6 protein-coding genes and 1 tRNA gene are annotated in these 12,520 nt (G+C 54.0%); 1 reads left to right on the forward strand and 6 read right to left on the reverse strand.

What is annotated here, in order from left to right; translation table 11 throughout:
* Positions 1 to 160 precede the first annotated feature (160 nt).
* Entirely contained in the window at positions 161 to 799 is a 639-nt protein-coding gene (locus tag COO92_RS20815) for a hypothetical protein (protein ID WP_101304863.1), read from the forward strand.
* Between the two features lie 78 nt (positions 800 to 877).
* On the opposite strand, the gene COO92_RS20820 is transcribed toward COO92_RS20815, so the two are convergent.
* The 6 genes from COO92_RS20820 to COO92_RS20845 form a co-directional block, all read right to left on the reverse strand.
* Positions 878 to 4,057, reverse strand: a complete 3,180-nt coding sequence (locus tag COO92_RS20820) for an efflux RND transporter permease subunit (RefSeq protein ID WP_022732699.1) — start codon at positions 4,055 to 4,057, stop codon at positions 878 to 880.
* 38 nt (positions 4,058 to 4,095) lie between these two features.
* Positions 4,096 to 5,259, reverse strand: coding sequence for an efflux RND transporter periplasmic adaptor subunit (locus tag COO92_RS20825; protein ID WP_022732700.1), 1,164 nt, complete (start codon positions 5,257 to 5,259; stop codon positions 4,096 to 4,098).
* A 139-nt stretch (positions 5,260 to 5,398) separates the two neighbouring features.
* The gene (locus COO92_RS20830) at positions 5,399 to 6,037 is read right to left on the reverse strand and encodes a TetR/AcrR family transcriptional regulator (protein WP_022732701.1); all 639 of its coding nucleotides are present in this window, start codon (positions 6,035 to 6,037) and stop codon (positions 5,399 to 5,401) included.
* Positions 6,038 to 6,338: 301 nt separating this feature from the next.
* Positions 6,339 to 11,174, reverse strand: coding sequence for an NAD-glutamate dehydrogenase (locus COO92_RS20835; protein ID WP_101304864.1), 4,836 nt, complete (start codon positions 11,172 to 11,174; stop codon positions 6,339 to 6,341).
* A 535-nt stretch (positions 11,175 to 11,709) separates the two neighbouring features.
* Positions 11,710 to 12,351, reverse strand: coding sequence for a DUF488 domain-containing protein (locus COO92_RS20840; protein ID WP_101304865.1), 642 nt, complete (start codon positions 12,349 to 12,351; stop codon positions 11,710 to 11,712).
* 87 nt (positions 12,352 to 12,438) lie between these two features.
* Positions 12,439 to 12,513, reverse strand: a tRNA-Gly gene (locus tag COO92_RS20845).
* Positions 12,514 to 12,520 lie beyond the last annotated feature (7 nt).

The following is a 12,520-nucleotide window of genomic DNA, read 5'->3' on the forward strand; positions in this document are numbered from 1 at the left end:
ACTAACCATCTGATTTAGCGTAACGGTTTTGACCTTATTTGCCCGCGTGACCGACATCACAGAACAAACACCACAGATACCAAAGGATTCCCTGAGCACACGTATGAGTGGCACTGATGTTGCTTGTTTTTTCAGACATGTGACAGCAGGAGACACAGAAATGGTCAATATTCAGGGACAATTTTCTTTGGCTGGGGCGCAGATGCTGCTTCTCCCTCGGCCGATTGACGGGCAAACCGGTGAGTACACCACCAAATACACAGCCGAAGAGTGGAAAGAGCGTATGCTCACCCGCCAAGCAGAGTTCAAGGAAATCCGAAAAACTGCGGAAAGCAACCTATCAAACTGGCTTGATGACAACAGCGATGCACAGGTGACCCGTGCCTATTATCTGGATGGGGAACTCACCGCCGTTTTTGGCACCGACAACGCCAACGTTTCGAACGATATGAGTTACGGTTTTGAGTACGGCATCGCCAAAAGTGACGGTGAACAGCGCGGACTGAGCGGCGATGAACTGACCAAATATGTAGAAAACCGCATCGAGTTCGAGCTCAAACACAAATATGGCGACCGCCTGGAAGTCAGGGAAGGTTCGGCAGGGACAATGGGGACGGTTGGCGACTACCGTGAAGAGCTGTTTGGCGGAGAACGCTGGCCATCGCTCGAAAACTTTCCACAACATCCCGAAATTGACTGGAACGCGCCGTCACCAAAAGAAGCCGGCACGTGGAAAGGCCCGATAGAGCTTAATACAACGGTATTTCTGGCGATGCGCGAGCACGCCAGAAATGCCTGACAGAAAAAGGAAGAAACAGCCGGACCTACGGGGGTCGGGGGGGGGAAGTTGGCCCGGCTGTTTCTGCAACGATTCCGTTTACTCCGCAGACTGATTGGAATCAGCCCCATCGAGTGAACGGACTTCGTCGCGCCGGCCAATCATGCGCACGAGCACATAAAAGACCGGAGTCAGGATCAGGCCAAATATCGTCACACCCAGCATGCCCGAGAAAACGGCAATACCAATCGCGTGGCGCATCTCGGCCCCGGCACCGCTGGACAGAACCAGCGGCACGACGCCCATGATGAAGGCCAGTGATGTCATCAGGATCGGACGCAACCGCAGGCGGCTGGCCTCGATCGCGGCCTGAAGTGTTGTGCGGCCCTGATGTTCCAGTTCGCGGGCGAACTCGACAATCAGGATCGCGTTCTTTGATGCCAGTCCGGCCAGAACAAACAGACTGATCTGGGTGAAGATGTTGTTATCCCCGCCAAACAGATAGACACCAAAGACAGCAGAAAGGATGCTCATCGGGACGATCATGATGACCGCCAGCGGCATGGTCAGGCTTTCGTACTGTGCGGCCAGAACCAGGAACACCAGAAGGATACAGATCGGGAAGATATACATTGCTGTATCGCCCGCCAGAATCTGCTGATAGGTCAGCTCCGTCCACTCATAGGACATGCCCGGTGGCAAGGTTTCATCGAGTATCTTGATGATGGCGGCTTCTGCCTCACCACTGGAATAACCCGGTGCCGCATTGCCGTTCAGATCCGCCGACCGGAACCCGTTGTAGCGCATGGCCGTATCGGGCCCAAACGTTTCGGTAACGGAAAGAACACTGCCAAGCGGCACCATATCGCCATCTGCATTACGGGTTTGCAGACGCAGGATGTCTTCGGGACTGGATCGATAAGGCTTATCGGCCTGTGCAATCACCTGATAGGTACGGCCAAATGTGTTGAAGTCATTGACATACATTGAGCCCAGATAGACCTGCATGGTCCGGAAGATTTCATCAACCGGAATGCCAAGTTGCTGCACCTTTGTACGGTCAAGAGACGCCTGAAGTTGCGGGACGTTGATGTTGTAGCTTGAGAACACACCGGTCAGTTCAGGTGCTGCCCATGCCTTGGCCAGAACCTGCTTCATGGCATCATCAAGGGCGCGATACCCCTGATCGGAGCGATCCTCCACCTGCAGCTTAAACCCGCCAACCGTGCCAAGACCCTGTACTGGTGGTGCGGGGAAAATGGCAACGAAGGCTTCATCAATCGCGCCAAACTTCTGTTGAAGTTTGCCTGCAATCGCCAAGCCCGACAGATCGTCACTTTTGCGTTCGGCAAAGTCAGTCAGGGTGACAAAAACAATGCCCGCACTTGAACTGTTCACAAACCCGTTGATCGAGAGTCCCGGGAAAGAAACGGCACTTTCAACACCGGGTTCCTTAAGCGCAATGTCAGACATTTCACGAATGACATCTTCGGTCCGGTCCAGTGTCGCACCCTGTGGGAGCTGGGCAAAACTGACGAGATACTGTTTATCCTGAATTGGGACAAAGCCGTTCGGCAATATCTGGAACCCCTGATAGGTCAGGGCCAGCAAGCCGACATACAGCACCATCATAATCGATTTCACACCCAGAAGGCGCTTAACCCCCCCGGCATAAAGATCGGTGCTGCGGTTAAAGAACCGGTTGAACCCACGGAAGAACCAGCCAAAGACAAAGTCCATGCCGCGTGTCAGCCAATCCTTGGGCGCATCATGACTGCGCAACAAGATCGCCGACAGAGCCGGGCTTAAGGTAAGGGAATTGATCGTCGAAATGATGGTTGCAATCGCAATGGTCAGGGCAAATTGCTGATAAAACTGGCCGGTCAGGCCACTGATAAAGGCAATCGGCACAAACACACCGGTAATCACAAGCGAGGTTGCAATGATCGGCCCGGTGACTTCGCGCATGGCCGCAACCGTCGCGTCGCGCGGCGACAAGCCGCGTTCGATGTTTCGTTCAACGTTTTCGACAACGACAATCGCATCATCGACCACGATCCCGATGGCAAGGATCAGACCAAACAGCGACAGCACATTGATCGAAAAGCCCATCAACAGCATCAGCGCAAAGGTCCCGATGATCGAAACCGGCACAGCCAGCAGCGGAATAATTGACGCCCGCCATGTTTGCAGGAAGATCGTGACCACCAGAACCACAAGGGCGATGGCCTCAAGCAAGGTCATGATCACGGATTTGATCGAGCCGCGCACAAAGACGGTCGGGTCATAGACGATGCTGTAATCAAGGTCCTCGGGGAAGTTCTGTTTGAGCTCCTCCATCGCGGCCCGAACGTTGCTTGAGATATCAAGCGCGTTTGAGCCGGGCGATGCAAAAATCGGCAGGGCGACGGCGGGCTTGTTATCAAGCAGGGAGCGCAGCGCATATTGCTGTGCCTCCAGCTCGATCCGCGCCACATCGCCAAGACGGGTAATCGTGCCATCTTCACCGCGTTTGATGATGATGCTTCCGAACTCTTCGGGTGTTTCCAAACGGCCACTGATGTTGATCGGCAATTGGAACTGCACGCCGGTGTCATAGGGCGCCCCGCCAATGATCCCCGCAGCAACCTGAACGTTCTGGCTTTGGATGGCGGCAACCACCTCACCCGCCGTCAGGTTACGTTCGGCAACCTTGTCGGGGTTTAGCCAGACACGCATGGCGTAATCGCCCGACCCAAACAGCCCTACCTGCCCGACGCCGCCAATACGTGCCAGACGATCCCGCACATTGAGCGTCGCGTAGTTGCGCAAATACAGCATGTCATAGCGTTCATTGGGCGACCGCAAATGCACGACCATGGTCAGGTCGGGTGACTGTTTTGATACAGTCACGCCAAGCTGCCGCACCACATCGGGAAGACGCGGTTCGGCCTGCGATACACGGTTCTGGACTTTTTGCTGCGCCAGATCCGGGTCGGTTCCGATTTCAAACGTCACGGTCAGCGACAGGTTGCCATCGGTTGTCGCCAGCGAGTTGATATAAAGCATCCCCTCAACCCCGTTGATTTGCTCTTCAAGCGGGGAGGCAACAGTTTCGGCAATCTCGGCGGGGTTTGCACCGGGAAATTTGGCCTGGACCACGACGGTTGGCGGCACGACTTCCGGGTATTCGGAAATCGGCAAACGCCACATGGCAATCAGGCCAGCCAAAAGGATAAGAACGGACAGGACGCCAGCAAAAATCGGGCGATCCACGAAAAATCTGGATAAGTTCTGCATGACGGTCAGCCTTGCTTATGCGCGCAGTAAAGCACCCCTCAGGATGCTGAGGCCTGCAGAATTTCGGGGGCAACGGACATACCGGGACGAACCTTCATGATGCCGTTCACAATGACAAGTTCACCAATCTCAAGACCGGATGTGACAATCCGCATGCCGTTGAGTTCAGACCCCAGCATCACCTGACGATAGGCAACCGTGTTGTCGGGCTGAACGACATAGACGAATTTACGATCCTGATCGGTGCTGATCGCCTCAGGCGGGATCATGATGACTTCTTCCTTGGCAAGCGTGCCAAGTTCCAGACTGGCAAAGGTGCCCGGCAGAAGGGTGCCATCAAGATTGTCAAACAGTGCCCGGGTCCGGATGGTGCCGGTGCGCGCATCAATGCGGTTGTCAAAGCTGTGTACGTGGCCAGAAACATGGCGGCCGTTCGACAGCGTCATATTGACCGGGATGCTTTGCGCGGCATCATCAATCTTGCCACTGGCGCCAAGGCTGGCAAAGAAAGTCTGCTCATCAAGGTCGAAATCGGCATAGATTTTCCCGGTTGAGACAATGGTGGTCAGAACCGGGGCGTTTGGACCGGCATTGACCTGATTGCCAACGGTCATTTCGACACGGCTGACACGCCCGTCAATCGGGGCTTTGACATAGGCGTGATCAAGTTCGATTTCAGCCAGTTCAAGCTGTGCCTGCGCACGGGTGACCTGACTTTGTGCGACCTGATGGGTGCTAAGCCGTTCGTCATAGACACGTTTTGACACCGTGCCATTGGACACCAGCTTTTCCGCACGTTCCTTTTCCTTGGAGGCCAGCGACAGGTTTTGACGGGCAACGGAAAGTTCTGCGCGCGCTTCATCGACTGCGGCCTGATAGCTGCGCGGGTCAATCACGGCCAGAATATCGCCCTGCTTGACCAGCTGACCGTCTTCAAAACCGATTTTGACGATCGCACCACTGACCTGCGGGCGCAACTGGACTTCCTCAACCGCACTCAGGCGGCCGGAAAAGTTGCTCCAGAGACGAACAGAATTACTTTTTACATCGGAAACGGTGACCGGTGTTGCCATGGGTGCGGACTGAACCGCGACCTCATCGGCGGCGGAACCGGTGACATGCAAGCCATATCCACCGGCGGCAACTGCCAGCGCCAGAACGGCCGCGGGCAGCAATATTTTGCGTTTTGATCGAGACTGCATCTTTCCATCTTCCAAAAGCGTGAGCCGCACATATTGCGGACTGTTTGACCGATAGATGCATACCGATCGGTTTGCTTGCAAGGGGAAGAAGGCAAAAAAGTGGTTATTTTTTAAATTATTTTAGAACGCATCCGAAACATCAGGCCGCGTCGGAAGAGCTTACATCCCTGAATTTACACTGTAAATTGAGGATTCGACAGATGCCTTCACGCAGATCAGACCGAACAGTATCAAGATCATTAAAAACCTTGCCATAGGTCAAAAGCCCGTGGACATACTGGAAAATCATGCGCGCCAGTGTTGTGACATCTCCATCCTCGCTGAGCATGCCCTCGCCTTTGAGGCCACGCACCATGGATGCAAGGTATTTGATCTGTTCTTCGGCCAGTTCGCGTGAGCAATCCTGAATTTCGATGTCTTCGGGTCCGACCTGACCGCCTGCGGTGAAAATCGGACAGACACAGACTTCGCTTTCACCGGGGATTGCGTATTTTTCCTGCTTGCTGCAGACCAGATCGATATAGCGGTTCAGTTGCTCAATCGGGGAAATATCGGGCGAAAAGATCGAACGGAGCTCGTCCTTGCCCTTTTCCCAATGCTGTCGCGCAGACGCGGCAAACAAGGCGGCCTTGCTGTCAAAGTGATGATAGAACGCGCCCTTGGTGACACCGGCATGTTTGCAGACGTCGCTGACGCCGATATCGTGGTAGCTACGGGTCGTTAACAGCTCCATGGCTGTCTCTAGCAGCTTGATCCGGGTTTCTGCAGCGTTCCTCATGGCTTTGACCTAATTTTTTTATGTATGTAACGAATATACGAACCGGTCGGTATTTTTCAAGTGAATGACCGGATATATTGTCACTTCATCATGTAATAATGGCAACAGGATGACAGTAATGTTTGCAAATTCAAAGCGCTAAGCCGTGATGAGTTAAAAACGCATAGCAGCCGTCATAGCGGTATTTTCCGCCGTTCTGCGACACCACATCGGCCAAACATGCCCGATGACCACACAAAAGAAAGGAGGGCACGAAATGCGCCCTCCTGACATAGATACTGACATGAACCGTGATGCGTGATCAGGCGCCGGTCAAAGCCCTGATCTGACGGTTGGCAACCGTGATCATGGAAAGATCAATCTGACCTGCGGCCCGCAGTTCATTGATCAGTTCATCACAGCGTGCACAACCCCGCTGATGGGCATCCACCCACTTATCAACCAGATCGGCACCCGATGCGCCTTTTTTGCCCGCACCAAGAACCGCACGGGTCAATTCACGCTGATGACCATAAAGATCGTCAACCACCGCCGCACGGGCGAGTTTCTGCCAATGGGTTTCGGCTTCGATTGAATCGGCGGCTGCCCGCATCAGACCAAGCTGGAACCGTGCCCCAACCGCAAAGTAGGTGGCCCCGACTTCGATCACATCCCGGCCCGTGGCCTCGGCAATGCGGACGACATCACAAATCGCCACCATCTGCGCCATGGATGCCACGCGGCGTGCCAAGTCTTCGGGCACACCTTGCGCGACCAGGGATTGTGCCTTTTGATCCAGTGACGTTCTGAAACCGGCATCAACCGGCACAATATCGTCAAAGGCATCAATCACCTTTGACACTGCCGGGCGGAACATCTCGATCTTGGCCCCAACATTAAGTTCCTCGCAATTGCGCAGGAACCATTGGGTGACATGATTGACCATCCGGTTGATGTCGCGGAACATGCCGATCTGAAGTTTGGCCAGAACCACGTTATCAAGGGCCTCGATCCCGGCCCAGATATCACGCAGACCAAACACCGCACGGGTAATCAAATATCCGCGCGACACATCCACAGCCGAAAGCCCCGTGGCCTCCATCATGTCGTGAACAAATGTGCCCCCGACCCGGTTGACCAGACTGTTGGTCGCAACGGTGGCGATGATTTCACGTTTCAGACGATGTTCTGAAATCGCATCGGCGTATTTCTTACGCACCGGTGTCGGGAAATAGCGCACCAGTTCTTCGACCAAAATCGGATCGTCTGGCAAATCAGATTCCAGCACCTCGTCATACAGCCAAAGTTTGGCATAGGGCATCAGAACCGAAACTTCGGGCCGTGTCAGGCCTTCGTGGTTGCTGGCACGTTTTGCAAGTTCTTCGTCATCAGGAAGATATTCGATCTCGCGGTTAAGCCGCCCTTCGCGTTCCAGCATCCGGATCAGACGCACCTGAGCATCAAGCACATCAGCACTTGCCGCATAGGTGTTCGAGATCGCCTGACTTTGCAGATAGTTATCGCGCAGAACAAGATCACCGACCTCATCGGTCATTTCGACCAGAAGCTTGTTGCGCTGCTTTTCGGTCATGTCCCCGGCGGCGACAACTTCGCCAACAAGGATCTTGATGTTGACCTCATGATCCGAGCAATTCACACCCGCCGCATTATCGATGGCGTCAGTATTCAAACGACCACCGGCATGGGCGTACTCGATACGGCCCCGCTGTGTGGCGCCAAGGTTGGCCCCCTCGCCAATGACCTTGGCGCGGATTTCACGGCCATTGATGCGAATGGCATCATTGGCACGGTCGCCCGCGTCGGCATTGGTTTCCATATGTGATTTGATATAGGTCCCGATCCCGCCGAACCACAGAAGTTCAACATCGGATTTCAGGATGGCCTTCATCATATCGGCGGGTGTTACCTTGCCCGTTTCAAGGCCCAGCAACTTGCGGACTTCTGGTGACGGATCAAGGGTTTTGGCTTTGCGGTCAAAGATATCCCCGCCTTTGGACAGGGTCTTTTTGTCGTAATCGCCCCAGCCGGATCTCGGCAGATCAAACAGGCGTTGGCGTTCAGCAAAGCTTTTTGCCATGTCCGGCTCCGGATCGACAAAAATATGCATATGGTTGAAGGCGGCGGTCAGTTTGATTTGCTCAGACAGCAACATGCCGTTGCCAAACACATCGCCTGACATATCGCCAACACCGGCCACGGTAAACGGGGTTTTCTGGATGTCCTTGCCCATTTCGCGGAAGTGACGTTTAACAGATTCCCACGCGCCACGCGCCGTGATGCCCATTTTCTTATGGTCATAGCCCTGCGAGCCGCCCGATGCGAAGGCATCGTCAAGCCAGAAGCCATAATCACGCGCCACACCATTGGCGATATCTGAAAACGTCGCGGTCCCCTTATCGGCGGCAACCACCAAGTACGGATCATCTTCATCAAGGCGACGCACCCGTTCTGGCGGGATGATATCACCGGCAACGATATTGTCGGTGATATCGAGCATGCCGCTCATCAAGATTTTGTAACAGGCAATGCCTTCTTCAAGGAAGGCTTCGCGCGTGCCATCGACCGGCGGGCGTTTGACAACAAAGCCGCCCTTTGACCCGACAGGCACAATCACCGCGTTCTTGACCATCTGGGCTTTGACCAGACCGAGAATTTCGGTACGGAAATCTTCCTGACGGTCGGACCAGCGAATACCACCACGGGCAACCGGCCCCCCGCGCAGGTGAACGGCCTCGACCCGCGGGGAATAAACAAATATTTCGCGCCATGGACGCGGCAGCGGCAAATCTTCGACCATGCCGGAATTGAATTTAACCGACAGATACGGCTTGGGATTTCCATCCGCGCCATACTGGAAGAAGTTGGTGCGCAAAGTTGCCTGAACCAGATTAAGGAAGGCGCGCAAAATGCGATCTTCATCCGGGTTCATGACATCTTCAAGCTTGGTGATGATATCGCCTTCGATGGCTTCGGCCTCGGCCGCCAGTCCGGGATCGCGATCCGGGTCAAAGCGGGCAACAAACAAGGACACAAGGGCCGATGCCAATGTCGGATTATTGGCAAGGGTCTTGGCCATATAATCCTGCGAGAAGGCCGATCCCATCTGACGCATGTAGCGCGAATAGGTGCGCAGGATCACGACTTCGCGCCAATGCAACCCGCCCAGCAGGACAAGACGGTTAAAGGCGTCATTTTCCACTTCGCCGTGCCACATGCGGACAAACAGTTCCTGGAACTTGTCACGCACGTCATGCAGATGGAATTCACCATCCACAACCACGCCGAAATCATGGATACGCACATTGATATCAACCTCGCGCGGTTCCACCGTGAACGGGTTCTCGGTGATGACCTTAAGCCCCATGTTTTCAAGCATCGGTAACACATCGGACAGCGGCACGGGCATGCCCGGATTATAGATTTTAAACCGAAGTTCGTTCTCGGCCGCCTCAATCGGGCGATACAGGTTCACCCGGATATCAAAGGCCTTCATCACGTCTTCGATGCGCTCAACATCAAGTGCGGCACTTTCAACCGTGAAACGATCGCGATAGTCGCTTGAGAAGCTTTCGCCGTATTTGCGATACAGTGCCAAGCCACGTTCTTCGCCCATTTCACGCACAAGAACCTGACGCAGCGTATCGGCCCAGTCGCGCGCAGTTTCAACAAGCTGACGTTCGATGTCGGTCACATCGTATTCCGGCAATTCACCCGGCGTGGTTTTCACCAGCAGGTGCAACCGCGCAAGCGGGCTGTCGCCAATCAGGGTGTAGTGGGCTGAAACCTTGCCCTCAAAGGCGTCTTCGATGACCTTCTGGAACTTGATCCGCAATTTGGTCGAGAAACGATCACGCGGGCAGAACAACTGACAGGAGACGAACCGTTCAAACGCATCACGCCGGACAAAAAGCGCAATCCGTTGGCGTTCCTGCAAGTGCAATATCCCCATGCAGGTATGATAGAGATCATCAAGTTCGACCTGGAACAGCTCATCACGCGGGAAGGTTTCAAGAATATTGACCAGTGCCTTGGCGTCATGACCGGCGGGCGGGAAGCCGGCGCGGGCAATCGTTTCATCCAATTTTTTGCGCAAAAGCGGGATCAAACGCGGGCTGAGGTTATAGGCAACTGAGGTAAACAGACCGACGAACAGATGCTGGCCAATCACCTTGCCTTTGGCGTCGAACTGTTTGACGACAATGGTATCAAGATGAACAGCACGATGAACTGTCGATTGTTTATTGGCTTTGGTCACCATCAAAAGACTGGGTTTGGTGACAAAATCCTTTACCTCGTCCGACAGGTTGCCGATCTGGCGAAGTTCGTCAAAAACATGCGTGCCTTCGCGCGCCAGAATGCCCAACTGGTTCTGGACACTTACGTTACCAGCGGCCTTTTTGGCACCACCACCAAATTTATATTCGCGGTAGCCCAGGAAGGTGAAATGGTCGTTATGCAGCCAGCCCAGGAAATCCTCGGCTTCCTTACGATCATCGGTCGGAATGGTTTTCGGGGCTGTTTTAATTTCATCCAGAACGTCGGTGACTTTGCTGAGCATCTGTTTCCAGTCACGCACAGCAAGACCGACATCGGTCAAAACATCATCAAGACGGGCGCGTACTTTATTAAGCACGGTTTCGTCGGTCTGTTCGTCGATTTCAAGATGCATGACCGATTCACGCGGCGCATCGGAGTCTTCGACCGAGGCAACAACGTCAAGTTCGCCCTTGCCGTCGCGCTTGATCCGCATGATCGGGTGAATGACCAGATGAACGGTCAGATCAAGGTCATGCAGGGCGGATGTAACCGAGTCGACCAGAAACGGCATGTCCGTATTGATCATCTCGATCACGGTGTGATCTGATTTCCAGCCGTGCTCTTCAAGATCAGGGTTATAGACCCGGATCTTGGCCGCATCAGCCGAAGGACGCTTTTGTGCGAATTTGTAAAGCGTCAACGCCGCGCCATAAAGCGAGTCGACAGATCGACCCGCCACGTCGTCGGGCGGAACATCCTTGTAAAAAAGGCGAACGAACGCTTCTGCATCCTTCGCCATTTTGCCTTTTAAACGCTGTTGGATTTGTTCGACAACTTTGTCGATGACTTCCCGTTTCGGGTCGTCTTTACGGGCTTTCATGTCCAATTTCCCTTTTTCCCGGTCCTGTTTGCCAGAACCGAAACACTGACCTTTTGCGGTCAGCATCACACACCACGGATGTCACATTTAATTGGGAAGGAAATCTGGGGTTTTCCAAGGTTGGAGCATATGGAATTCCGAAGATTTCCTCCAAGGCTACACATAGCGGATGATCTGCCTAAAAACTATGCTTCTGCACAAAAAAAATTCATTTAACCAACAAGCTAGCCTTTGCATGCCTGATTAACCATTAAGCAGGCTTGTCACAGAGTTTTGCACTTTCCGCACCGCAAACCGCCCTGAACACAGACCATGTTGAGAACCACGCTCGCAGACGCACAATAAAAATCACGTCCCCCATCATGGTTTGGGGCAAAAGGACCTGATTGCTGATATTGCCCGTAAAATGCCCATGGTCCGAAGCGACATCCGGTTCCTGACCTCCGATGTGGTTCATCTTGGGGGCAGTTACAACATCATGGCTTGGTATTGCTTCATGACACTTCTGCGCGATGACGCATGATCGCGCCTCAAATTACCGACGCTTGATCGCGTCTTGGGCCCGTGGCGCGACACGTTTGATCTGGCGCTGTAACGCAAGTTTGGTTTCGGCGTCAGGATCAGGGGCCGTTGTGGCAAACAGATCGGGCACGTCACCGCCATTCAGCGCGACCATGCGCTGTTCGGTTTCGGACTGATGTTCAACACCCCCTTCGACCAAATGGCAAAGATCAAACCCGGCGGCCTTTAGTGGCGAGGCAATCAACAACGTCCGATGACAATCAAGCGGATCCTTTTCCGCACACATCAGACAGATGCGATATTTATTGGCACCGCTGATCAAACGGGCAATGCCATCCTGAAATTCCGGGAGCTGTGCCATCAGATCATAGTCCAGCTGCCCGTCAGGATAGAGCTCAGGCGCCTGTGGCTTGCCACCCATCACATCCCCCATAAAAACATAGGCAATGCCCTGTGCCCGCAAAAAGGGGCCAAAACTGTCGGCATCAAACGCCGTCCAGTAGCTGGATCGTTTAAACGTCCGAATATCAGCCACGGCGGTAATGCCGTGCGCCTTAAACAGCGCCAGCAAACTGTCGCGGTCATGACCGGCATAGCCAACCGTGAAGACGGTTTTCTGATTAGGATTGTGCGGATTGGATAGCGTATCTTGCATAAAGCGCAGCACACGACAAAACGGCCCATAGCGCAAGACGGAAAAGCAAAAGGCCGCCCCGAAGGGCGGCCTTTGAAACTTTCATCATGGAGCGGGCGAAGAGATTCGAACTCTCGACCCTAACCTTGGCAAGGTTATGCTCTACCCCTGAGCTACGCCCGCATCATCA

It is taken from the genome of Thalassospira lohafexi, from assembly GCF_002844275.1.
GTDB classification, from domain to species: Bacteria; Pseudomonadota; Alphaproteobacteria; order Rhodospirillales; family Thalassospiraceae; genus Thalassospira; species Thalassospira lohafexi.